The sequence below is a fragment of the Streptomyces sp. NPDC018693 genome, from assembly GCF_044391385.1.
GTDB lineage: Bacteria > Actinomycetota > Actinomycetes > Streptomycetales > Streptomycetaceae > Streptomyces.
On sequence record NZ_JBIRZZ010000001.1, the window covers coordinates 140,033 to 163,009 of the forward strand.

General features: G+C 71.3%; 20 protein-coding genes. 10 read left to right on the top strand and 10 right to left on the bottom strand.

Annotated features, from left to right (window positions below; all coding sequences use genetic code 11):
- Nucleotides 1–25: 25 nt before the first annotated feature.
- The 3 genes from ACH5AC_RS00720 (at nucleotide 26) to ACH5AC_RS00730 (ending at nucleotide 5,327) form a co-directional block, all read left to right on the top strand.
- Entirely contained in the window at nucleotides 26–1,735 is a 1,710-nt protein-coding gene (locus ACH5AC_RS00720; protein ID WP_398859329.1) for a serine/threonine-protein kinase, read from the top strand.
- A 161-nt stretch (nucleotides 1,736–1,896) separates the two neighbouring features.
- Complete coding sequence (locus tag ACH5AC_RS00725) at nucleotides 1,897–3,516, top strand: succinic semialdehyde dehydrogenase (RefSeq protein ID WP_398859330.1); 1,620 nt, start codon at nucleotides 1,897–1,899, stop codon at nucleotides 3,514–3,516.
- A gap of 14 nt (nucleotides 3,517–3,530) precedes the next feature.
- Nucleotides 3,531–5,327 (top strand): GMC family oxidoreductase N-terminal domain-containing protein, encoded by a 1,797-nt coding sequence (locus ACH5AC_RS00730; protein WP_398859331.1) that lies wholly within the window; start codon nucleotides 3,531–3,533, stop codon nucleotides 5,325–5,327.
- Nucleotides 5,328–5,409: 82 nt separating this feature from the next.
- On the opposite strand, the gene ACH5AC_RS00735 is transcribed toward ACH5AC_RS00730, so the two are convergent.
- Nucleotides 5,410–6,561: an LAETG motif-containing sortase-dependent surface protein gene (locus ACH5AC_RS00735; protein ID WP_398859332.1), complete on the bottom strand. Its 1,152-nt coding sequence runs from the start codon at nucleotides 6,559–6,561 to the stop codon at nucleotides 5,410–5,412.
- A gap of 665 nt (nucleotides 6,562–7,226) precedes the next feature.
- Nucleotides 7,227–7,514 (bottom strand): chorismate mutase, encoded by a 288-nt coding sequence (locus ACH5AC_RS00740; RefSeq protein ID WP_398859333.1) that lies wholly within the window; start codon nucleotides 7,512–7,514, stop codon nucleotides 7,227–7,229.
- Between the two features lie 411 nt (nucleotides 7,515–7,925).
- On the opposite strand from ACH5AC_RS00740, the gene guaA reads away from it, so the two are divergent.
- Nucleotides 7,926–9,506, top strand: a complete 1,581-nt coding sequence (gene guaA / locus ACH5AC_RS00745; RefSeq protein ID WP_398859335.1) for a glutamine-hydrolyzing GMP synthase — start codon at nucleotides 7,926–7,928, stop codon at nucleotides 9,504–9,506.
- Between the two features lie 3 nt (nucleotides 9,507–9,509).
- Here guaA and ACH5AC_RS00750 read toward each other — a convergent pair whose 3' ends face one another.
- Both ACH5AC_RS00750 and ACH5AC_RS00755 read right to left on the bottom strand, forming a co-directional pair.
- Nucleotides 9,510–9,992, bottom strand: coding sequence for a pyridoxamine 5'-phosphate oxidase family protein (locus tag ACH5AC_RS00750; RefSeq protein WP_398859336.1), 483 nt, complete (start codon nucleotides 9,990–9,992; stop codon nucleotides 9,510–9,512).
- A gap of 56 nt (nucleotides 9,993–10,048) precedes the next feature.
- Nucleotides 10,049–10,672, bottom strand: coding sequence for a hypothetical protein (locus ACH5AC_RS00755; protein ID WP_398859337.1), 624 nt, complete (start codon nucleotides 10,670–10,672; stop codon nucleotides 10,049–10,051).
- 160 nt (nucleotides 10,673–10,832) lie between these two features.
- On the opposite strand from ACH5AC_RS00755, the gene ACH5AC_RS00760 reads away from it, so the two are divergent.
- Nucleotides 10,833–11,627 carry a class II aldolase/adducin family protein gene (locus ACH5AC_RS00760; RefSeq protein WP_398859338.1) on the top strand — a complete coding sequence of 265 codons (795 nt, stop codon included), beginning with the start codon at nucleotides 10,833–10,835 and terminating at the stop codon, nucleotides 11,625–11,627.
- A 12-nt stretch (nucleotides 11,628–11,639) separates the two neighbouring features.
- Here ACH5AC_RS00760 and ACH5AC_RS00765 read toward each other — a convergent pair whose 3' ends face one another.
- Nucleotides 11,640–12,536, bottom strand: coding sequence for a DUF4429 domain-containing protein (locus tag ACH5AC_RS00765; RefSeq protein WP_398859339.1), 897 nt, complete (start codon nucleotides 12,534–12,536; stop codon nucleotides 11,640–11,642).
- Between the two features lie 223 nt (nucleotides 12,537–12,759).
- Here ACH5AC_RS00765 and ACH5AC_RS00770 point away from each other — a divergent pair, with 223 nt between their 5' ends.
- The gene (locus ACH5AC_RS00770) at nucleotides 12,760–14,037 is read left to right on the top strand and encodes a hypothetical protein (RefSeq protein WP_398859340.1); all 1,278 of its coding nucleotides are present in this window, start codon (nucleotides 12,760–12,762) and stop codon (nucleotides 14,035–14,037) included.
- 126 nt (nucleotides 14,038–14,163) lie between these two features.
- Nucleotides 14,164–14,676, top strand: a complete 513-nt coding sequence (locus ACH5AC_RS00775) for a DoxX family membrane protein (RefSeq protein ID WP_398859341.1) — start codon at nucleotides 14,164–14,166, stop codon at nucleotides 14,674–14,676.
- 227 nt (nucleotides 14,677–14,903) lie between these two features.
- On the opposite strand, the gene ACH5AC_RS00780 is transcribed toward ACH5AC_RS00775, so the two are convergent.
- Together ACH5AC_RS00780 and ACH5AC_RS00785 are read right to left on the bottom strand one after the other, a co-directional pair.
- Nucleotides 14,904–15,122 carry a hypothetical protein gene (locus ACH5AC_RS00780; protein WP_398859342.1) on the bottom strand — a complete coding sequence of 73 codons (219 nt, stop codon included), beginning with the start codon at nucleotides 15,120–15,122 and terminating at the stop codon, nucleotides 14,904–14,906.
- On the bottom strand, nucleotides 15,109–16,860 hold the full coding sequence (locus tag ACH5AC_RS00785; protein WP_398859343.1) for a PspC domain-containing protein: 1,752 nt from the start codon (nucleotides 16,858–16,860) through the stop codon (nucleotides 15,109–15,111). The genes ACH5AC_RS00780 and ACH5AC_RS00785 overlap by 14 nt, the downstream gene beginning before the upstream one ends.
- A gap of 180 nt (nucleotides 16,861–17,040) precedes the next feature.
- Here ACH5AC_RS00785 and ACH5AC_RS00790 point away from each other — a divergent pair, with 180 nt between their 5' ends.
- The gene (locus ACH5AC_RS00790; protein ID WP_398859345.1) at nucleotides 17,041–18,330 is read left to right on the top strand and encodes a PspC domain-containing protein; all 1,290 of its coding nucleotides are present in this window, start codon (nucleotides 17,041–17,043) and stop codon (nucleotides 18,328–18,330) included.
- Nucleotides 18,330–19,049 (top strand): LuxR C-terminal-related transcriptional regulator, encoded by a 720-nt coding sequence (locus ACH5AC_RS00795; RefSeq protein ID WP_398859346.1) that lies wholly within the window; start codon nucleotides 18,330–18,332, stop codon nucleotides 19,047–19,049. Before ACH5AC_RS00790 ends, ACH5AC_RS00795 begins: the two co-directional genes overlap by 1 nt.
- Here ACH5AC_RS00795 and ACH5AC_RS00800 read toward each other — a convergent pair.
- Together ACH5AC_RS00800 and ACH5AC_RS00805 are read right to left on the bottom strand one after the other, a co-directional pair.
- Nucleotides 18,940–19,662, bottom strand: a complete 723-nt coding sequence (locus tag ACH5AC_RS00800; RefSeq protein ID WP_398859348.1) for a hypothetical protein — start codon at nucleotides 19,660–19,662, stop codon at nucleotides 18,940–18,942. The genes ACH5AC_RS00795 and ACH5AC_RS00800 overlap by 110 nt on opposite strands.
- Before the next feature lie 173 nt (nucleotides 19,663–19,835).
- Nucleotides 19,836–20,909 carry an NlpC/P60 family protein gene (locus tag ACH5AC_RS00805; protein ID WP_398859349.1) on the bottom strand — a complete coding sequence of 358 codons (1,074 nt, stop codon included), beginning with the start codon at nucleotides 20,907–20,909 and terminating at the stop codon, nucleotides 19,836–19,838.
- Between the two features lie 410 nt (nucleotides 20,910–21,319).
- Between ACH5AC_RS00805 and ACH5AC_RS00810 the strand changes: the two genes are divergently transcribed.
- Nucleotides 21,320–21,673, top strand: coding sequence for a hypothetical protein (locus tag ACH5AC_RS00810; RefSeq protein WP_398859350.1), 354 nt, complete (start codon nucleotides 21,320–21,322; stop codon nucleotides 21,671–21,673).
- 83 nt (nucleotides 21,674–21,756) lie between these two features.
- Here ACH5AC_RS00810 and ACH5AC_RS00815 read toward each other — a convergent pair whose 3' ends face one another.
- Entirely contained in the window at nucleotides 21,757–22,974 is a 1,218-nt protein-coding gene (locus ACH5AC_RS00815) for an NlpC/P60 family protein (protein ID WP_398859351.1), read from the bottom strand.
- Between the last annotated feature and the right edge of the window lie 3 nt (nucleotides 22,975–22,977).

The following is a 22,977-nucleotide window of genomic DNA, read 5'->3' on the forward strand; positions in this document are numbered from 1 at the left end:
GGGCCCCGCACGGTACTCATGGGGCATGAGCAACGACCGGGGCCCCGGAGGCGACAGGAACCGGAACCGGACAGTCGGCGGACGCTACCGGCTGCTCGAACGCATCGGCTCCGGCGGCATGGGCACCGTCTGGCGGGCCCACGACGAGCTGGTCGACCGCGAAGTCGCCGTCAAACAACCCCGGTTGCCCGGTGAACCCGGCGACGAGTCGCACCGCCGGGCCGCCCACCGCCTCTACCGCGAGGCCCGCGCGGCGTCCCGGGTCGACCATCCCTGTGCGGTCTCCATCCATGACGTCGTCGTCGAGGAGGAGGCGGCGGACGCCCTGGACGGGCTCGACGGGCTGCCCTGGATCGTCATGGAGCTGGTCCGCGGCGAGTCCCTGCACGAGGTGCTCAAGCGGGGGCCGCTGGAACCCGCCGAGGCCGCCCGTATCGGCCTCGCCGTCCTCGGCGCCCTGCGCGCCGCGCACGCGGTCGGTATCGTCCACCGGGACGTGAAACCGGCCAACGTCCTGCTCGGGGCGCACGGCCGCGTCGTCCTCACCGACTTCGGCATCGCCCATGTCCAGGGCGAGGAATCCCTCACCGCCAGCGGTGAGTTCGTCGGCTCCCTGGAGTTCGTCGCCCCCGAGCGCATGTCCGGCCGCAGCGCCGGCCCGGCCTCCGACCTGTGGTCCCTGGGGGTCCTGCTGTACGCCGCCGTGGAGGGCTGGTCCCCCTTCCGCCGTACGACGCTGGAGTCGACCCTCGCCGCGATCCTGGCCGCCGACGCGCCCGAGCCGAAACAGGCGGGGCCGCTGGGCCCCCTCCTCACCCGGCTGCTGACGAAGGACCCCGCCGGGCGCCCGGACGCGGCGCAGGCCGAGGCGGCTCTGGAGGCGGCGGTGAACGGGGAGGCGTGTGCGGGGCAGGAAACGTTGTCGGAGCCGGGTGACTGGCCGTCGGCGGACGCGCCGTCGGGGGACCCGGAGCCCCAGGACTCCTCCGAGCTGCGGGAGTTCGGGGACGACATCCGGACCGTGCGGCTGGGGGCGGAGAGAACCGGTCCTGATGCGGCTTCTGAGCCGGTGGTGTCCCTGCGTCGTCCGCTCCACCGCCGCCCCGTCCCCCTGGCCCTCCTCGGCGGTCTCCTGGTCGGCGGCATATCGCTCGGCACCTCGTTCCTCATCGGCGCGGACAGCGACGCGGTCACCGGCAACCCGGCCTCCCCCAAGCCCAGCGCCAGCCCCAGCCCCAGCGCCACCGCCACACCGAGCCCCGCTCCCGCCGGCTGGCTCGCCCACCCCGAACCGAACATGAGCGCGACCCTGTACCTCCCCGCCGAATACCAGGAGTTCGCCCGCTCAGGCAGCGCGAAGGTCCAACCCCGCACGGTCGAGTACTCGAACGACCAGGTCACGGTGCGCCTCACCCAGTGGGAGACGGCGCCGGGCACCCTCATGGGCCAGGCGGCGGAACACGCGCGCACCTGGAAGCAGATCTACGACAACGCCACCACGCGGCACACCTCGACCACCTTCCGAGGCTGGGACGCCGTACGGTCCGAATCCACCTATGGCGAGGACGAGGGCCTCCGGCGCCGGCTCATCGAGCTGTTGATCGTCACCGATGACGAACGACAGTACGAACTGCGGGTCGAGTCGGCGCATGGCGAGGCAGAGGGGAAAGAGGTCGCGGCACTCTTCGAGGCGGCCCACGACCGGCTGCGGATCCTGGAGTACCCGAACAGCTGATTTCCAGCCGCCTCGCCACCGTACGACCGCCGTACAACCGCCGTACAACCTCCCTGATCAGCGCATTCGTTGCCAGTGGCCGCTGGCGGGATGTAAGCACTCGGTGAAGTCGTATTACCGACGGGTACACAAAGCCTGTCCCTCCGCATACCCTGCGCCTCATGACCGAAGCGCAGGCTCCCGAGAAGGCCGCAACCGGCACCAACCCCGTCGCCCCCGCCCCGGCCGGCGTCCGCACCGCCGCCGACGTGGTCACCCCGGAGCTGGTCGCCCAGCTCACCAAGGGCGTGGCCGGCTCGGGCCGGACCGCCAACCACACACCGTTCACCGGCGAGAAGCTCGCCGACCTGCCGGAGTCCACGCCCGAGGACGTGGCCGCCGCCTACGACCGGGCCCGTGCCGCCCAGGCCGTCTGGGCGCAGATCCCGGTACGGCAGCGCGCGGCGGTCCTCCTGCGCTTCCACGACCTGGTACTCGAACGCCAGGCCGAAGTCCTGGACCTGATACAGCTGGAGACCGGCAAGGCCCGCCTGCACGCCCACGAGGAGGTCCAGGCCGTCGCCGTCGCCGCCCGCCACTACGGCCGCAAGGCCCCCGCGTACCTGAGACCGAAGCGGCACGCGGGCGCCGTACCGGCCCTCACGAAGGCCACCGAACTGCGCCACCCACGCGGTGTCGTGGGTCAGATCGCCCCCTGGAACTACCCGCTGGAGCTGTCGGTCGGCGACGCCCTGCCCGCCTTCGTCGCGGGCAACGCGGTGGTGATGAAGCCGGACACGGAGACCTGTCTGACGGCCCTGTGGGCACGCGACCTCCTCATCGAGGCGGGCCTGCCGGCCGAGGTCTTCCAGGTCGTCCTCGGAGAGGGCCCCGTGGTCGGCCCCGAGGTCGTCAAGCACGCCGACTACGTCTCCTTCACCGGCTCCACCCGCACCGGCCGCGAGGTCGCCCGGGGCGCCGCCGCCCGCCTGGTCGGTGTCTCCCTCGAACTCGGCGGCAAGAACGCCATGCTGGTCCTGGACGACGCGGACGTGGAGAAGGCCGCCGCCGGCGCCGTGCGCGCCTGCTTCTCCTCGGCCGGGCAGCTGTGCATCTCCATCGAGCGGCTGTACGTCCACGAGTCCGTCGCCGACGCCTTCGTGGAGCGTTTCGCCGCCCGCACCAAGGCCATGCGGCTCGGCACCTCCCTGGCGTACGGCGCCGACATGGGCTCCCTGGTCGGCGAACGCCAACTGGAGACGGTGACCCGGCATGTCGAGGAGGCCGTGGCCCAGGGCGCCCGGGTGGTGGCCGGCGGAGTCGCCCGCCCGGACATCGGCCCGTACTTCTACGAGCCCACGATCCTCGACGACGTCGACCCGACCATGTCCGTCTGCACGGAGGAAACGTTTGGTCCGGTCGTCTCGATCTACCGCTTCAAGACCGACGACGAGGCCGTCGAGCACGCCAACGCCACCCCGTACGGCCTGAACTCCTCCGTCTGGACGAAGAACGCCGGGCGCGGCCGCGAGATCGCCGCCCGCCTGCGCTCCGGCACCGTCAACATCAACGACGGCTACGCCCCCGCCTACGGCAGCGTCCAGTCCCCCATGGGCGGCATGAAGGACTCCGGCCTCGGCCGCCGCCACGGCTCCGAGGGCATCCTCAAGTACACGGAGGCCCAGACGGTGGCGTTTCAGCGCCTGCTGCCGATGGCGCCGTCGCTGGGGATGGACGACGAGCAGTACGCCCGGTTCATGAGCCGCAGCCTGAGGCTCATGAAGGCGTTCCGGTTCCGGTAGTGGGGAGAGTGCCCGTGAGCAACGACGCCTACGATTACGACGTCATCGTCGTCGGATCAGGTTTCGGTGGCTCGGTGACCGCTCTCCGCCTCACCGAGAAGGGCTACCGGGTGGGTGTGCTGGAGGCAGGCCGCCGCTTCACCCGTGACACCCTCCCCAAGAACTCCTGGGACCTGAGGAACTACCTCTGGGCCCCCGGACTCGGCCTGTTCGGAATCCAGCGCATCCACCTCCTCGGCAATGTGATGGTCCTCGCCGGCGCGGGCGTCGGCGGCGGCTCACTGAACTACGCCAACACCCTCTACGTCCCGCCGAAGCCCTTCTTCGACGACCCCCAGTGGCGGGACATCACCGACTGGCAGGAGGAGCTGAAGCCGTACTACGACCAGGCCCGGCGCATGCTCGGCGTACGGCTGAACCCGACGACGACCCCCTCCGACGTCCACCTGAAGGCGGCCGCGGAGCGGATGGGCGTCGGCGACACCTTCCACATGGCGCCGGTCGGGGTCTTCTTCGGCGACGGCAAGGACGCCGACGGATCGGCGAAGGCCGCGCCGGGCGCACCCGTGCCCGACCCCTACTTCGGTGGCGCGGGCCCCACCCGCAACGCCTGCACGGAGTGCGGCGAGTGCATGACGGGCTGCCGCCACGGCGCGAAGAACACGCTCAACGAGAACTACCTGCACCTCGCCGAGAAGGCGGGCGCGACCGTCCACCCCATGACGACGGTCGTCTCGGTGACCGACGACTCGCGGGGCGGCTACGCGGTGGCGACCCTCCCGACGGACAACCGCCGCAAGGCGAAAGGCCGTACGTTCACGGCTCGGCGCGTGGTCCTGGCGGCGGGCACCTACGGCACCCAGACCCTCCTGCACCGCATGAAGGCGAACCGCCAACTGCCCTACCTCTCCGACCGGCTGGGCGAACTGACCCGGACCAACTCCGAGGCGCTGGTGGGCGCCCAGACGGACAACCGCCGCTACCGCAGGGCGACGGGGCAGCCGCGGGTCGACTTCACCCGGGGCGTCGCCATCACCTCCTCCGTCCACCCGGACGAGAACACCCACATCGAGCCGGTCCGCTACGGCAAGGGCTCCAACGCGATGGGCGGCCTGTCGATCCTCCAGGTCCCGTACGCGGACGGCTCCTCCCGAGTCGCCGGCTGGCTGGCGAACGCGGCCCGCCACCCCCTCCTCGTGCTGCGCTCGCTGTCCAACCGCCGCTGGTCGGAGCGGACGATCATCGGCCTGGTGATGCAGTCGTTGGACAACTCGCTGACGACGTACCTGAAGCCGGGCGGGCTCGGCCGGGGCCTGCTCACCGCCCGCCAGGGCCACGGCGCGCCCCATCCCAAGCAGATCAGGGCGGCCTCGGAGGCGGCCTCCGCGATCGCCGCCGACATCAACGGCTTCGCGGGCTCCAACGTGGGCGAGCTGATGGGCACCCCGCTCACCGCCCACTTCCTGGGCGGCTGCCCGATCGGCGCCTCCCGCGAGACCGGCGTCATCGACCCGTACCACCGCCTCTACGGCCACCCGGGCATCTCGGTCGTCGACGGCGCCGCCGTCTCCGCGAACCTCGGCGTGAACCCGTCCCTGACGATCACGGCCCAGGCCGAGCGGGCGATGTCGTACTGGCCGAACAAGGGCGAGGAGGACCCACGCCCACCGCAGGGCGCGGCGTACGTCCGTCTCCAGCCGGTCGAGCCGAAGTCCCCGGCGGTCCCGCCGGAGGCGTTCGGCGCGCTGCGGCTGCCGTTCCTGGGGATGCCGACGGTGCCGACGAAGAAGCAGGAGACGTCGAAGACGTAGAAGAAGTGGTCGGATCGGGAACGACAGAAGGGACCTGCGCCCCCCTCCGAGCGCAGGTCCCTTCTGCTGTCAGTGGATCAGCTCACGCGTTGGCGTCGGCCTTGCGGCGACGCACCGCGAACACCACACCGGCACCGGCGAGGATCGCGACACCGCCGACCGTGCCGATCAGCGGGAGCGCGGAGCTGGAGCCGGTCTCGGCGAGGCTCCCGGTGACGGGCAGCTGCGAGACGCCGCCCTGCGGCTTGGTCTCCGGGGTGGGCTTCTTGGAGCCGTCGCCCGGCTCGGCCTCGCCCGGGTCCTCGTTGGAGGAGCCCGGCGCCAGCACGGTGAAGTAGGCGTCCGTGCCGTAGCTCTCGGCGATGCACTCCTGGCCGTTCACCGTGTCGATGTAGGCACCGGTGCCGAAGGAGTAGCCGTCACCGACCGGGGCGTCCTTGTGGACGTTCAGGCGCAGCTGGGCCTTGATGTACTCCTGCGGCTTCATCGACTCGACGCCCCAGAAGTAGCCGCCGGCCCACTCCTGGGTGTTGCCGTCCTCGTCCTCGTAGGAGTCCCGGATCTCTTCCCACTTCTTGGTCTCGGGGTTGAGGAACTCCAGCTCGACGTACGGGGACAGGTACTTGCTGGGGTCGTCGATCTCGAAGTTCTCCACCTCGGCGTAGACCGCGACCTCCTTGAGGGTGGCCTTCGAGGTGTTGGTGACCTTCAGGGAGAAGTTGTGCCAGCCGCTGCCCGCGACGATCTTGCCGGGCAGGCCGGAGATCTCGGAGTCGAGAGCCGCCTCCTCGTACTCCTCGTCGACGTCCTCGCAGTACGGGAGGTCGTCGTCCTCGTCGCCGGGCGTGTCCTGCTCCGGGGTGGTCGGAGTGGTCGGGGTGGAGGGGGTCGACGGGGTGGAAGGCGTCGACGGAGTGGACGGAGTGGACGGGTTCTGGTCCTGCTCGTCCCCCGTGCCCGTGTTGTTCTCGGAGCCGGTGGACGGGGAGTCCTCGGTCTGGGAGCCCGCCTCGGAGCCGGGCGTGCCGGTGTTCTCGTCGTCGGGGGACTGCTGGTCGGTGCCGGACGACTGCGGGTCTTCGGTCTGCGACGACGTCGAGGAGGAATCCTGCGACGCGGAGGTACCCGAGGACTGCGTGCCGTCCGTGGCGAACGCGCTCGGCGCCGACAGCAGGGCGAGCGGCGCTATGACGGCCGTCGCGGCTGCTGTGACCATGGCGCGGCGAAGCTTCATGGAAGACCTCAAAGGGATCCGTGGCGTATGGGAGCACGGGCGTGGCCCGTGTTACGCGTGGTTTGATCCGTGAAGCCCGGGGATGGTTGCGCGCTTTCTCAGGGTTTTCGCGTGTGACCTGCGTCACGCCGTGCGCGGTGGCCTCTGCGACGCATGAGGCTGCGGCACATGAGTCTGCGGCGCCTGGATTTGCGGCCCATGATTCTGCAGCGCATGAGGAAGGGCCCCGCGGGACGGATCCGCGGGGCCCTTCCTTCTCGTCAGCACCGGCGTCAGGGCAGCGCCGGTGCCTGGGGGGAGCGGCGCCGGGGGGTTGCGCCGCTGACATGGACCGCGGTGGGACCGATATGTGTACGCATCGTGCTGGATGAACCCGGTGCCCGCAACCGTTTGACCCAGCTTTCGTGCATTTCTGCAATGTCCGCCGGCCGGCCCCGAGCGTCCCCGAGGCCGACCGTTCTCTTGGGTGACCGGGCTGCTGTCCCCTGCCGTCCGGTCACTTCCCTGGAGCGAGGTCCCACGACGCACGGCACGATCCGTACGTCTCACGCTCCAGCGAGCCACGCGTGGTTCTTCCGGGCCCGCGCCTGGCTGGCACGGACACCGGTACCAACGAAGCCGTCCGGGGGCGGTCACGGGCCGTACGGGTGAGAGGCGGCCCGAACTCAGATGCGACCGCGGCACAGTTCCAGCAGCGTCATCGCGAGGGCGGTGCCGGGCTTGCCCAGCGCCTCGCGGTAGTGGTCGAGGACCTCCATCTCCCGGGAGAGGTTCACGCGCCGGCCGCCGGAGGTGATCCGGGCCTCCTGGATCACGGCGGACACGGCCATCCGCTCCTGGATCAGCCCGATGATCCGGTCGTCGAGCGCGTCGATGCGCTCACGCGCACCACTGATCACATCCGCGGCCTCAGGGGTGCGAGCGCCGGTCTTCTCCGTCGCGGTGGTCGTCATCGGGGGCTCCTGTACAGGTAGTGGGCAGGTGGTGGGCGGCCCCCCGGAGCGACAGGACCCGGAAAACGCCAGACGCCCCGGGCCTTGTCGGCCCGGGGCGCCTGGGAAGTCGCTTGGCGATTCGCTCAAGCAGCACGACCATGGCAGCCGGCGGGCCGGATGCCATAGGTAAAGAGGAAGGTCGAGTGCGTGAGCATGGGGCCAGTATGCCATGGCCGATGGGGTGGTCGAGGGGCACCTGTTCACCCGCTGGAAGCGGCCGGGCACCTTTCTCGCCCACTGGAAACGGGTGGAGGGTCGGCATAGGCCGGGGGCTGGGGGCAGAGCCCCCAGCGGCGGGGACCGGGCCCGACGGCACCCCCGGTAGAATTGGCCAGCACAGAGACCCCGCCCCACCGCCGGAAGGCTCCCGTGTCACCAGCGACTCCCGCTGCCGCCGCCCCCGACACCGTCCTGGTCGTCGACTTCGGCGCGCAGTACGCCCAGCTCATCGCCCGTCGAGTCCGCGAGGCCCGGGTCTACAGCGAGATCGTCCCGAGCACCATGCCGGTCGCGGAGATGCTCGCCAAGAACCCGGCGGCGATCATCCTCTCCGGCGGCCCCTCGTCCGTGTACGAGGAGGGCGCCCCCCGTCTGGACCGCGAGCTCTTCGAGTCCGGCGTCCCCGTCTTCGGCATGTGCTACGGCTTCCAGCTGATGGCCCAGACCCTCGGCGGCACCGTCGACAACACCGGCGCCCGCGAGTACGGCCGTACGGACCTGCACGTCTCGAAGTCGTCCTCCACTCTCTTCGAGGGCACCCCCGCCGAGCAGGCCGTCTGGATGTCGCACGGCGACGCCTGCTCCGCCGCCCCCGAGGGCTTCTCCGTCACGGCCTCCACGGACGTCGTCCCGGTCGCCGCCTTCGAGAACGACGACAAGCGGCTCTACGGCGTCCAGTACCACCCCGAGGTCATGCACTCCACGCACGGCCAGCAGGTCCTGGAGCACTTCCTCTACCGTGGCGCCGGCCTGAAGCCGACCTGGACGACCGGCAACGTCATCGAGGAACAGGTCGCCGCGATCCGCGAGCAGGTCGGCGACAAGCGCGCCATCTGCGGGCTCTCCGGCGGCGTGGACTCCGCCGTGGCCGCCGCCCTCGTCCAGAAGGCCATCGGCTCCCAGCTGACCTGCGTCTACGTCGACCACGGCCTGATGCGCAAGGGCGAGACCGAGCAGGTCGAGAAGGACTTCGTCGCCGCGACCGGCGTCCAGCTGAAGGTCGTGGACGCCGAGGAGCGCTTCCTCAAGGCGCTCGCCGGGGTCTCGGACCCCGAGGAGAAGCGGAAGATCATCGGCCGCGAGTTCATCCGCGTCTTCGAGCAGGCGCAGGCCGAGATCATCGCGGACGAGGGCCCGGCCGTGGAGTTCCTGGTCCAGGGCACCCTCTACCCGGACGTGGTCGAGTCCGGCGGCGGCACCGGCACGGCCAACATCAAGTCCCACCACAACGTGGGCGGTCTGCCGGAGGACCTCGAGTTCAAGCTCATCGAGCCGCTGTGCAAGCTGTTCAAGGACGAGGTCCGCATGGTCGGCCAGGAGCTGGGCCTGCCGGAGGAGATCGTCCAGCGCCAGCCGTTCCCCGGCCCCGGCCTCGGCATCCGTATCGTCGGTGAGGTCACCAAGGACCGCCTCGACCTGCTCCGCGAGGCCGACGCCATCGCCCGCGAGGAGCTGACGGCGGCCGGCCTCGACCGCGAGATCTGGCAGTGCCCGGTGGTCCTGCTCGCGGACGTCCGCAGCGTGGGCGTCCAGGGCGACGGCCGCACCTACGGCCACCCGATCGTCCTGCGTCCCGTCTCCTCCGAGGACGCCATGACCGCCGACTGGTCACGCCTGCCGTACGACGTCCTCGCGAGGATCTCGACCCGCATCACGAACGAGGTCCGGGACGTCAACCGAGTCGTCCTCGATGTGACCAGCAAGCCCCCGGGCACGATCGAGTGGGAGTAATCCCTAGGTGCGCTTGATCAGGCGCACCGGCTCACCAGGCGTCCACACCTGCACGACGAGGTACTTGTCGTCCTCGACGTAGGTCCGCACGACCTCCGTCAGCTCGGTGCGGAAGAGGTGGAACGGCTCCGGCGGTTCCACCTCTTCGCTGTACGCCCGCTTCTCGGCCGGGTCCGTCACCTCGACCGCCCGGCCGCTGATCCGCACGTCCCCGCCGCCCATCCCGGTCCCCTCACCCGGGTTCGCCTGAAGCGCGAAACGGGGATCCCGCCGCAGATCGAGCACCTTCACCGAGTCCGGCATCATCCCGAGCCACAGCTCCCCGCCGAGGAAGCGCACCTCAAGTCCGGTCGTACGGGGCGAGCCGTCCTTGCGGAGAGTGGCGAGGACATGATGAGTGAAGGCACCGAAACGCTCCTCGACGATCTTCGCGAGTTCGGGCTCGGTGGCCGAGAAGGCGGCCCAGCCGACGGTTCCAGAGGTCATACGACGAGTGTGACCCCCATACCCGACACCCTCTGTCCGGATTTCCCGTCCCGGTATCAGACCCCGTGCATCACCGGCCGTACGTAGCGCTCCCGGCCCTGCTCGTCCCGGACCGGAGCGCATCCGGCGGCCGTCAGCCGCTGCGCCAGCTTCGCGCGCCGGGCCGTGTTGACGCGGAGGGCGCCCAGCAGGAACGCCGGGATCAGCACGGCGAGCGGAAGCATGACCGCGTACTTGCCGGTCAGCAGGGCCAGGAGCAGGAACAGGCCAGCGCAGCCCCCGGCCATGACGCGCAGCTCCCTGCGGCTCATCGCGCCGAGAGAGTCGTACGTGATGAGCGTGGTGATCAGGTCGATGTCGTGCTGCGCCTCGGGGACGGGAGTCAGCGAACCCTGGTACATGCCCGGCACGGGGCCGCCTCCGCCCGCCTGGGGAAACGCGGCCGCGTTGGCCGCCGCGCGCTGCTGCGCCCGGGGGTCGGTGTCGCGGACCAGATACACGTGCAGGGTCTTGTCCTTGCCGACCCGCGCGACGTCCGCGTACCGGAAGCCGTAAGCCTCGGCTATGTACACGAGGGCGCTGATGGTCTGCATCTGTCCGTCGTCGGGGACGATCTCGATGACGTCCTGGGTGGCGATCTGGCGCATGAGGGCGGTGACGCGGCGGTCCGCGAGGCTCACGGGGGCTCCTGGCTGGAAAGTGACGCTGAACTTCTGCTTCCGCACACCAGACCGGCGAGCCCCGGCGAGGGTTGCACACGTCATCTTCACGCAACTGCCTGTCCTCATGCACGGCCCGGCGGTAACTTCCGCCCGTACACCCCCCAGCGCTGGAGGACCGATGCCCGGGCCCACGCCGCCTGCCCCGCTGCCCACCGACCGGCTGCAGTTCGCGATGCCGCCGATGCACGACTCGGTCGAGGACGAGCGCCGGCACCGCAAGGAACGGCTCGCGGGCGCCGTACGGATCTTCGGCCGGTACGGCTTCGAGGACGGCGTCTCCGGACACATCACCGCCCGCGACCCCGAGTACAGCGACTGCTTCTGGGTGAATCCGTTCGGGATGCCCTTCAAGCACGTCACGGTGAGCGACCTGGTGCTGGCCAACGCCGACGGCCAGGTCGTCGAGGGCCGCTACCACGTCAACCAGGCCGCCTTCACCGTGCACGCCCAGGTGCACGCCGCCCGGCCCGACGTCGTCGCCGTCGCCCACTGCCACTCCGTCCACGGCCGCGCCCTGGCCGCCCTCGGTGAACTGCTGGACCCCATCACCCAGGAGAGCTGCGCCTTCTACGAGGACATGGCGCTCTACGACGCCTACTCCGGCGTCACCGTCGACGCCGAGGAGGGCCGGCGCATCGCGGCCGCGCTGGGCTCCCGCAAGGCGCTCGTGCTGCGCAACCACGGGCTGCTGACGGTCGGCGACTCGGTGGACGCGGCCGCCTGGTGGTTCCTGTCGATGGAACGCTCCAGCCAGGTGCAGCTGACCGCGCGGGCAGCCGGACGACCGGTGCTGATCGACCACCGGCAGGCGGTGGCCACCCGCGAGCAGCTCGGCGGCGACCTGGTGGCGTGGATCAACTACCAGCCCCTGTGGCAGGACATCAGCAGAAGCGAACCGGACCTGCTGAGCTGACCGCGTCAAGCGTCAAAAGCCCCGTAGGACGATCGCTTTCGTCATCGCGAACTCCTCGTCCGTCAGCACCCCTTCCCGGTGCAGCTCACCCAACTCCCGCAGTCGGCGCAGCAGTACGTCGTGATGGCCGGTGGCCCACGCCTGGGGTCCGGCGACCGCGGGTGGGGGCCGGTCGGCGCGGCCGCCGCCCGGGTTCGTCGAGGGATGCGGCAGCCGGGCGGTCACCGCGGCAGCGACCAGCGCGGTGAGCAGATCGCGGCGCACGCTGCCCCACAGGTCCAGGGCGTACGGGTCCTTGTCCGGCGGCAGCTTGGAGAACACCGTCTCCCGCGTCACGAACCGCAGAAAGCCGTCCTCCTGGCCGGAGTTGGGCAGCCACTCGACCTGCACCAGGTCGTCGACGCCGATGATCCGCGGCCCGGTCGCCCGTTTCACCCGGTCCGCGCTGTCCGCCCAGTCGATCCGCACCCGCGTGCCGTCGAAGGAGACCGTGCCGTCGGAGGAACGGACCGAGACCGGCACCGGCGGGCCCGGCAGCAGATAGGCCGTCGTCGGCTCCTTGGGGACCTCGTCGAGCAGCAGCGCCTGCCGGATCTCGTCCACGACGTACTCCGCGACCCCCGACCGGTCGGCGTCCACCAGCAGCCGGTACGGATCCGCCGCGTCCGGCAACCGCCCGCCCGTCGCCTGCAGCAGGGGGTCGGCCCCCTCCCGCAGCCGCATCCGCACCCGCACCCGCCCGCGCTTGCGTTCGGGCTCGTGGACGACGCCGGAGATGGCCTCCAGCGGCACGGTGATCTCCCCGTACGTCTGCCGGAACAGCGGCACGGAGCGGTGGAGTCCCGGCGTGATCCTGACCGTCGTACCGTCGAAGGCCCAGGTCCCGTCACGCTGGATGATCTCGGCCATACGGAGATTCTCGCAGCCGGGTCAACACGGCGCTCCGGGCTTCACTCCCACGAGGTGTCTGACAGTCGGACCTGACGGGCGCCACAGGTGTCCGGTAGGGCACAATTCGCTCTCGTCGCACCGGTGTTGCAGGCGGTGGCCGGATCCTCGGAAGGCCGCCATCGGTTCTGGGTCGCTGGGCTCGTTGGGCTTGTTGGGCTCGTTGGGAAGGCAGGCGTCGCACGTGGCGGTGCAGGAGGCGAGACAGGGCGCGTACACGGACGCGCACGCGGGTGGCTGCACCTGCGGGGACTGCCCGCACGGGGCACGCGAGGGACACCGCCGCGCGGTGGCCGCGTTCCTGCTCAGACGCGACGAGTTCGCGGCCGGACAGGGCCTGCCGGCTGCCGTGGCGCACTCCGCCTCCGCCTCCCGGCAGTGGGTCTCGGAGGAACTCACCCAGTCCGCCGAACTCGTCGCCCAACGCGGCCGCGCCGAGGGCGAGGCATGGCTGGCCCGCCTCTGGCTCCGCACCGCCTGCACGGTGTGGGCGGCCGTCGTCGTCCTTCTCCTCGTCCAGGCCCTCACCGCGATCGGCACGGGCTGGACGGCGGCCCGCACCGCCGGACTGCTCGCCGCCCTGCTGACGGCCGGCGCCCTCACCACGGCCTCCTGGCTCCACCGCACCCGCGGCGGAGCGCTCGCCCCCGTCATCGGCGAGGACAACCGCCTGTCCACCTCCCGCGCGGTCGCCGCCGCGTGGGTGCTGCTCGTCGCCTACGCCGTGCTGGTCCTGGTCGGCCGTCTCGCCGCCGCCTCCGGCCACGCCGAACGCGACGCGCTCATCGCCGGTCTCGACCTCGCCCGCGGGGCGGGCGTGGTGACCGTCCTCGCGGTGGTGTGCGGGATCGCCGTCCTGGTGCGCAGGGTGGTCGGGCTGCGGGTCCTCTCCCAGCGCCTGCAGAAGGTGCGCGCCGACCGGCCCCGGGCCGCCGACCTGCTGACCGACGACTCCGGCCGCGGCACCTTCGCCGACATCCAGTACGTCGTGATCAGCGCCGTCGCCCTCGCCTTCGCCGCCGTCCGCCTGGCCCGCCGCCCCGACCAACTGCCCGACCTGCCCTGGGGGCTGGCCGTGGTGGTGCTGGTCTCGGCGGCGACCTACCTCGCCGGCAAGTACGCGGAGGGCGGCCGTCCCGTCATCCTCTCCGTCGTCCGCTCCCGGGAGGCGGGCGACCTCGACGCACCCATCCGCACCGGCGACGACATCGAGATCCGCGGCGCGGGCTTCGTCCCGCCCGGCGCCCAGAGCGCCGACCGCCTCTCCCGCATGGTCGTCCGCATCGGCACGGTCCATGTCCACGTCCCGCTGGTCCCGGTCACCGGCGGCTTCAGCAACCCCACCGACGCGGTCCTCACCGTGCCGGTCCCCGCCGACGTGGAACCCGGACGGGTCGACGTCCAGGTCGTCACCGCGGCCGGCGTGGAGACGAACCGCTACCCGATCGACGTGACGGACTGATCGACGTGACGGATCGATCGACGCGATCTGAATGATCGTCGGTCCCGCCTCTTGAACACATCACTCCCTTCGTACGTATGGTTAGTTGAGGGATTCAACAGGTTGGGTGAGAGGCGGTCGCGGGTGATGACTCACAGCATGCGTACGGACACCCAGCTTCCCCCTCCCAACGGCCCTCGCGACTGGCGCGACAACGCCACCCGCTTCGCCCTCCTCCCGCTCCGCGTCTTCCTCGGCATCACCTTCATCTACGCCGGCCTCGACAAGCTCACCGACAGCGTCTTCATGAAGGACTCCGGCGCCGGGTCCATCGGCGAGACCATGAGTGCCGTCCGCGACTCCGCGGCCATCCCCGCACTGGTCGACCTCGCCCTGAAGAGCCCCGTCGGCTTCGGCTACGCCATCGCCTGCGGCGAACTCGCCGTCGGCATCGGCACCCTCCTCGGCCTCCTCACCCGCCTGGCCGCCCTCGGCGGCGCCCTCATCTCCCTCAGCCTCTGGCTGACCGTCAGCTGGGCCTCCGATCCCTACTACTACGGCAACGACCTCCCTTACCTGATGGCCTGGATCCCTCTCATCCTCGCGGGAGCACCCGTCCTTTCACTGGACGCGGTGTGGCGCACGAGACGCCGGGGCTGAGCGAGACCGGCTGCGGCTGGACAGCGGGCTGGTTGCGCCGGCGGCCGGGCAGTCCGGTGCCAGGCCCTGAGCGGTCCGGGCCAGCGGCGGCCCATTGACACCGGGCGCCGGGCCGTCCGCCTGCCGCCTCACACCTCCTTCCGGTGGGGGTTTTCCGGCTGTGGTGGGACCAGAACGCCCAACACCGTTCGGGGCGCTCGGCTGAGCGTGAGTCCTGGCAACAGGACTCACTCCCGCTCGGTCTTCGGGGACGGTCTGCGTCTGCGTATGCTGCGGGCCAGGAGGGCGGTCGCGGCCGCGAGGGACAGGCCGGCCATGACGATCGGGATGATCGCGAACCACTGTGTCTCCCACAGCCCGCCCGCGTCCCCCGCGTAGACGATCCCCCCGAGGGCGAAGAACGCGCCGGCGACCAGCCTGCCGGGCCGGAACTCATGACGCAGCACGGGTCACCTCCACCTGTCCGGCCCCGACCTGGAGGTCCAGGTCCAGGGTCCCGGTGCCCTTGCCGCCCGAGGCGGGCGGCAGGGTCACCGTCTTCTGTCTGCCCGGCTTCACGTCCACGTCCTTGTCGTCGTCACCCGGCAACTGGATGTCGCCCAATCCCACCTCGATGTTCAGCCTCACCGTCACGTCCGCCGGCACGATCACCCGCAGTCGGCCCAGCCCCACGTCCGCCTCGGTGGACACCGACTGCCCCTGCCCGAGCTTCACGCGGGACAGATCCAGCGTCCCGTCGCCGGTGCCGAGGTCGTACGACCTCTGGATGTCCGTCACCGCCGCCGGACGCCATGTCCGCTCCATCCAGCGGGTGTCGATGTCCTCGGGCAGCGCGGTGGAAGCGGCGAGCAGGGTGGCTGTGACGACCGCCAGGAACACCGACCCGGCTCCCGTGCGCCCGAGGAACGAGCTCACCGCGATCCCTACCCCGAGCACGATCAGCGCGACCGACAGCCCCGTCTGAAGGCTCTCGCCGAGCGGACGATCGTCCCAGGTCAGCTGGGTGGTGAGGGCGCACGCCAGCAGCGCCAGCAGGAACAGCCAGCCGCCGATCCAGCGAGGGCCGCGCGGTCTCGGGGGCCGGGGGCGCGGGACCCGCATGTCCTCGCCCTGACGCCCGTGGCCGTACGGCGGGCCGTGGCCGTACGACGAGTCGAGGCCGAGGTCGACCGCCGCCGCGATGTCCCGGTCCCGGGAGTCGCGCGGTCCCCACAGATAGCCGGTGCCGCCCACATGCGTACCGTCCTTGACGATGGGGTCGCGCCACCAGGAGGGGTAGGCCGCGGGCACCGGCGGCGCCTTGGCCTCCGGCGGGGCGTCGGCGGCGGCCTGCGCGGCTATCGGGTTCGCCCGGCCGGGACGCTGCCGGGCGCTGGGGGAGGGGTCGGGCTCAGGGGCGCCGCGCCGCTGCGACCAGTAGCCGGCGCCGGCGAGGAGGAGGGAGAGGACGACGGCGAAGGTCAGCACCCCGCCGTTGCTCATCATCGACAGGAACACCCCGCAGCCGACCAGCGCGAACAGCACCGCCGCCAGGGCCTGACCGTCGACGCGGCCGGTGAGGAGCTTGCGCACCTCGTTCTCCTCGTCGCCGGAGTACGGCACGAAGAGCCAGACGAAGCCGTAGAAGATGAGGCCGATGCCGCCGGTCGCCGAGAGCACGGCCAGGGTGATCCGGAAGATCACCGGATCCATGTCGCACTGCCGGCCCAGTCCCGCGCACACTCCGGCGAGCATCTTGTGCTCCGGCTCCCGCCGGAACCTGCGCGGCGCATCGCCGCCGCCATCGCCGCGGTCGCCCCCGTCGACGGCACTGGCCGCACCGGTACCGGAATCGGCCGCCGCGGCGGCCCCCGCCCCCGCGTTCACCCCGTCAGTCACTGTCTCCTCGGTCACGCCAACCTCTCCGCCCCGGCCCGCCCCTTCGGACGTACCCCTCTCTCCGTGTCCGCCGGACTCCTCGGACACGCTCTTCTCCCCACACCCGGCAGGCCCCTCGGACACACCGTTCTCCACCCGTGCTCCCGACCCCTCCGGCGCACCTTTCTCCGTGCGTGCGCCCGCCCGCTCGTGCGCGCGCGGTTTCTCACCCGCGGCGCCGGCGGCGTGCGCGGTGGACGGGGTGGCCGCGTCGGGCGCGGTGCCCCCGTCGGGCGCGGCGTCCGCGGCGTGCTGGTGGTCTGCCATGCGTCCATGGTGGCGGGTGAGCCGCCGCGGCGGCAGTCGGAACGACCCTGGTCGGACCCTGATATCGGCCCTGAGGCCCGGCCGGGGAGGCGTTCGAGGCGCGGGGCCCGGGGAGATCAGGGGCGTCTCGGGGGCCAACCCTGATGCCCCGGCCCGGCCCGCCGTGTGACCATCGTTGGCATGCCGGAAGCCGCAGCAGCGCCACTCGTCGAACCGCGGCCGCCGCGCAAGCTCTACCGCAGCAGCGACGGACGCTGGCTGGGTGGTGTGGCGCGGGGGCTCGCCGGGCATCTCGGGCTGCCCGTGATCTGGGTGCGGCTGGTCTTCGTCGGCCTGTTCATGGCGGACGGCCTCGGCGCCCTGCTGTATGCGGCGTTCTGGTTCTTCGTCCCGCTCGGTGTCGGCGGCGTGGAGGCACAGAAGCCGCCGTCCCTCGTCGGCACGGAGGTCTCACCCGACGGCCGCCGCAGACTCGTCGCCCGCAGACCGGACAAGGGCCAGATCGTCGCCCTGCTCCTCATGGTCGTCGTGGCCATGGTCTTCGTGGGCAACGTCGATCTGGGCGGCGGAGCCAAGGCATACCTGCTCCCGGCCGTTCTCGTCGGCGCGGGCGTCGCGCTGGTGTGGCGGCAGGCGGACAACGCCCGCCGCGCCCGCTGGATCGAGGCCGGCCGCCGCCGGCGCACCCTCACTCTGCTGCGTACGGTGGGCGGGGTCCTGCTGGTCACTGCCGGTGTCGTCGGCATCTTCGTGCTGCAGGGCTCCGCCGCCCACCTCGGCTCGGTCCTCCAGGCGGCCCTCGCGGTCCTCGTCGGGATAACGCTCCTGGCCGGGCCGTATCTCGTCCGGATGACCCAGGACCTGTCGGAGGAGCGCCTGATGCGTATCCGTGCCCAGGAGCGGGCGGAGGTCGCGGCCCATGTCCATGACTCGGTGCTGCACACCCTCACCCTGATCCAGCGCAACGCGGAGAACGCGGGTGAGGTCCGCCGTCTCGCCCGGGCCCAGGAGCGCGACCTGCGCACCTGGCTGTACAAGCCGGAGGGCACCGGCAAGGACGAGTCCGACGAGCCGGACACCCTCGCCGACGCGGTCCGGTGCAACGCCGCTGAGGTGGAGGACAAGCACGGCGTGCCGATCGAGGTCGTCGTGGTGGGCGACTGCCCGCTCGACGAGAGGATCGGCGCGCAGATGCAGGCCGCGCGCGAAGCGATGGTGAACGCCGCGAAGTACGGTGGCGAGGGCGGCGCCGTACAGGTCTTCGCCGAAGTCGAGGGGAAGACGGTCTTCGTGTCCGTCCGCGACCGCGGCCCCGGCTTCGACCTCGATGCGATACCCGCCGACCGCATGGGTGTCAGAGAATCGATCATCGGCCGCATGGAGCGCAACGGCGGTACGGCGCGGCTGCGGGCGGTGCCCGATGGCGGCACGGAGGTCGAGCTGGAGATGGAGAGGGCGGAGAAGACCTGATGAGCGATCCGACCGAGACGAACGCGGAGCCCGCGGAGACGACCGGCGGTGCGGGCGCGCGCCATGTGCGCGTGGTCCTCGTCGACGACCACCGTATGTTCCGCACGGGCGTACAGGCCGAGATCGGCCAGACCGAGCAGACCGGTGTCGAGGTCGTCGGTGAGGCCGCCGACGTCGACCAGGCGGTCACGGTCATCACCGCGACCCGGCCCGAGGTGGTTCTCCTCGACGTCCATCTGCCGGGCGGCGGCGGGGTCGAAGTGCTGCGCCGGTGCGCCACCTTGATGGCCGACACCGAGCGGCCCGTGCGGTTCCTGGCGCTGTCCGTGTCGGACGCGGCGGAGGATGTGATCGGGGTGATCCGGGGCGGTGCGCGGGGCTATGTGACGAAGACGATCACGGGCTCGGATCTCATCGACTCCATCTTCCGGGTGCAGGAGGGCGACGCCGTCTTCTCGCCGCGGCTGGCCGGGTTCGTGCTGGACGCCTTCGCCTCCACCGACGCCCCGCCGGTCGACGAGGACCTCGACCGGCTCACCCAGCGGGAGCGTGAGGTACTGCGCCTCATCGCCCGCGGCTATGCGTACAAGGAGATCGCCAAGCAGCTGTTCATCTCGGTGAAGACGGTCGAGTCCCATGTGTCGGCGGTGCTGCGCAAGCTCCAGCTGTCCAACCGTCATGAGCTGACCCGCTGGGCGACGGCCCGGCGCCTGGTCTGACCGGCGCGGCGCCCAGGGCACGCAGCGCCCAGCGGTAGTGCCGTACCGCGTTGATCGCGCCGATCAGGCCGGTCAGCCACAGGATGGTGCCGATGCCCATGCCGAGGGCGGCGCGGGCGTAGGTCGTGCGGTCGGGGGCCGTGCCGGCGGAGGTGAAGGCCGCCCAGAGGCCGATCGCGCCGAGGGTGAAGGAGGACAGCAGCCAGAAGAGGCTGAGGCCGGGGGAGCGGAGGCGGGCGTCGGTCTGCGGGTGGCGGTCCAGGGCGAGCCAGGCGTCGAGGAGCCGACGCGTCTGGTGGTCGCGGCGGATGGCGCGTGTGACGGCGACGACGGACGGGGTGAGCGCGGCGAGGCCGAGCAGCGCGAAGAGCGGGCCGAGGAGGAGGCCCGTCGGGTCCCTCTCCTCGAACTGCTGGAGCGGCAGCACCAGCAGAGCCCAGCCGATGATCGCGGCGAGGGCCAGCAGCCACAGCAGGAACACCCGGTGCACGCCGAGGCTCCGGCGGCGCAGCTCCTCCAGCACCCAGGCCCGGTCGGCGAGCAGCGCGGCCCGGTCCGGCCACACGCGGAAGTGCGGCGGGGGAGGGGGCGGCGGCAGCGTGGAGCTCGGCATCGGGACTCTCTCGCGGGGCGGGGGCGCGGTGGGACGGGGCGGGACGGTCGTGACGCTACCGTGCCACCGGACCATGATCGTGCCATGGCCGCCGCCTCGGGTGGGCCGCCGCGGGCTCCGGCCGCCACCCGAACGGACCCCGCCACAGCGGCACTTGAGGGGGGCCTGCCGGTTCACACCACCCGTGTCGCCCCGGCGAACGGCATCTCGTCGAGCGGAGCCACGCGGACAGAGGAGGAGGGGTTCGGGGCGTGGATCATCATGCCGTTGCCGATGTAGAGGCCCACATGGCTGATGCCGGAGTAGAAGAACACCAGGTCACCGGGGAGGAGTTCGGAGCGGGAGACGCGGCGGCCGGCGTCGATCTGGGCGTAGGTGGTGCGGGGCAGGGAGATTCCGGCGGAGCGGTAGGCGGCCTGGATGAGTCCGGAGCAGTCGAAGGCGTTCGGGCCGGTCGCGCCCCAGACATAGGGGCTGCCGATCTTGGACTGGGCGTATGCGATGGCCGCCGCCGTACGGGAGTTGGGGGCCTGCGTGGTGGCCGCTGCGGGGGCCCGCAGGCTGTCGCGCGGCCCGCTCGACGAGTCCCGTGAGGCGCGGCCGTCGGCGCCGCTGCCGCCCGCGATCCGGGCCTGTTCCTCGGCGGTCAGCCGGGACAGCAGCTGTCGGGCGGTGTCCAGCTTGCCGGTGATCGTCTCCTTCTGCTGCCGCAGCTCCGTCTGGCGCGACCGGAGCGAGTCCAGCTCGATACGGGCGGCGCCGCGCAACTGCTCGATCTCCCGCAGCTCCTCGCGTACGCGGGCGACGGCGGCGGACTGCCGGTCGTTGGCGCGTTCGGCGAAGGCGGCGCCGTCGAGGTAGCGGTCGGGGTTGTCGGAGAGCGCCAGCTGCATGGCCGGGTCGAGCCCGCCGGCGCGGTACTGCGCCGCCGCCATGGAACCCAGCGCCTCCCGAGCCGAGTTGAGCCGATGCTCCTTGCGCGCCGCCTCGTCCCGCAGTGTCTTGAGGCGCTGCTCGGCCTGCTGTGCCTTCTCCTTGGCGCCGTTGTACTTCTCGGTGGCGGCCTCCGCCTCCTGGTACAGCTGGTCCACCTTGGCCTTGACCTGCGCGGGGGTCGGGGCCGGCGCGGCGTGCCCGGTGCCGTCGAAGGCGGTCGCGGTCGCCGCGCCCGCGAGGGCGAAGGTCGCCGCGGTACGGGCCGTATTGCCGCTGAGCGAGCGCTGTCGGGACTTGCGGTGCGCTGCCACGTGGGACTGCACGTCCTTTCGTACGACCGCCTCGGTACGAGGAGTGTCGATGTGTCCGGCGACGCCCCGCACGGGGGGAGTGGGGCGCCGCCGGACCCTCGGCGGTGGCGTCCGGCTGCCGCCCCTGGCCCGGGCGGCGGTGGGGAGCCGGTCACCTGGGGCAGGACGCTAGGCCCGGTGATGTCGGCTTGGTAACGCGATGTGTGGAAATGACATGAGTGGACCGCACCGTGGCCGCATGTGATCACGGTGGCGTGTCGAGGGTGACGACTTGGCGCGACGCGCTGACCGAAGCGGGGAATGCGGGGCTGCTGGGAACGGCGGGCTGCTAGGGGGTGCCTATGTGCGGGCTCACACAAGGGTGGGCCGGTGTCGGAGGAGACCCACCCGGCTGATTAGCATCCGGCCTCATGGACGTACTCATCCATCTCTTCGTCGGCCTGCACATCATCGGCATCGGCGCGCTCCTCGGCGGCTTCCTCACCCAGATGAAGGCGATGGGCGAGGGCACCGCCCGCTTCGTCCCCGCGATGCTGCACGGCGCGGCCACCATGCTGATCACCGGCGTTGTCCTGGTCGGCCTCAACCAGTCGGAATACGGACACGTCAACAACGTCAAGATCGGCGTGAAGCTGGCGCTGCTGATCGTGATCCTCGGGCTGGTGTACGTCCAGCGCGACGAGGAGAAGGTGGACAAGCGGTTGTTCGGCCTGGTCGGGCTACTGACCACGGCGAACATCTTCATCGCCGTGCTGTGGACCTGACCGGGCCGCGCCCGTACCGCCGCAGCTGATCCGCGCGCGTGCGGCGCACAAGCCACCGCACGCGCGCGTACGTGCGTGCCCGGTTACGCCGGGCGGACGACGCTGTGGATCGATGACTCGCCGTCGTAGTAGATCGACTCCTCGCGGACGTACGCGCCCGGCTTGGGGGCGTGGATCATCATGCCGTTGCCGATGTAGAGGCCGACGTGGCTGATGTCGTCGTAGAAGAAGACGAGGTCACCGGGCTGGGCGTTGGAGAGGGAGACCGTGGTGCCGGCGTTGACCTGGTCCCAGGTGGTGCGGGGCAGGGTGACGCCGGCGGCCTTCCAGGCGGCCTGGGTGAGGCCGGAGCAGTCGTAGGAGTCGGGGCCGGTGGCTCCCCAGACGTACGGCTTGCCGATCTGGGCGCGGGCGAAGGCGAGGGCCTTCTCGGCCTTGGTGGCGTACGAGGAGTCGGTGGACGTGGAGCCGGTGGAGGTGGAGTCCGAGGCAGAGGTAGAGGTAGAGGTAGAGGTAGAGCCTGAGGAGGTCGATGTGCTGCTCTCCTGCTGGGCCGCTTCCTGGGCCGCCGCCTCGCGGGCCGCCTGTTCCTCCGCCTGCCGCTTGGCCAGCTCGGCGGCCTTGCGGGCGGCCTCCTCCTGCTTCTGGCGCTCGATCTCGGCCAGCCGGGCCTTCTCCTCCGCCGTCAACTCCGCCAGCAGCACGCGCGCGTCGCTGAGCTTCTTCTGGACGGTGGCTTTGGCGGTCTTGAGCTCGTTCTGGGTCTCGGTGAGGGCCTGGAGGCTCTGGGTGGCCTCCTGGCGCTTCTTCATCGTCTCCGACTGCTCGGTGAAGTAGTCGTCGACCGCGCTCTTCTGGCGGTCGGTCAGACGGCTCATCAGCTGCGCCGTGTCGAAGTAGTCCTGTGCGGACTCCGCGAGCAGGAAGGTCGCCGTGTCGGGCACGACGGCGCCGGTGCGGTACTGGGCGGCGGCGAAGGACCCCAGCTTCTCCCGCGCCTGGTTGAGCCGCTGGGTGCGCTGGGCGACGTCGTCCAGGAGGCTGTCGACCTGCTTGCGCTGCTTGGCCGTCTTCTCCTTGGCGGCGTTGTACTTCTCTGTCGCCGACTCCGCCTGGCGGTAGAGATCGTCGACCTTCTTCTCGACCTCCTCCAGGCTGGGCCTGTCGTCGTCGGAGGGTGCGGCGTTCGCCGTCTGGGAGAGCAGGGCCACGGAGGTCAGAGCGGCGGTGGCGAGGGCGGGGGTGCGTATCCCGGCCACGCGCGTGCCGCCGAAGCGCGGCTTGCGGTGCTGCGACGCCAAGGG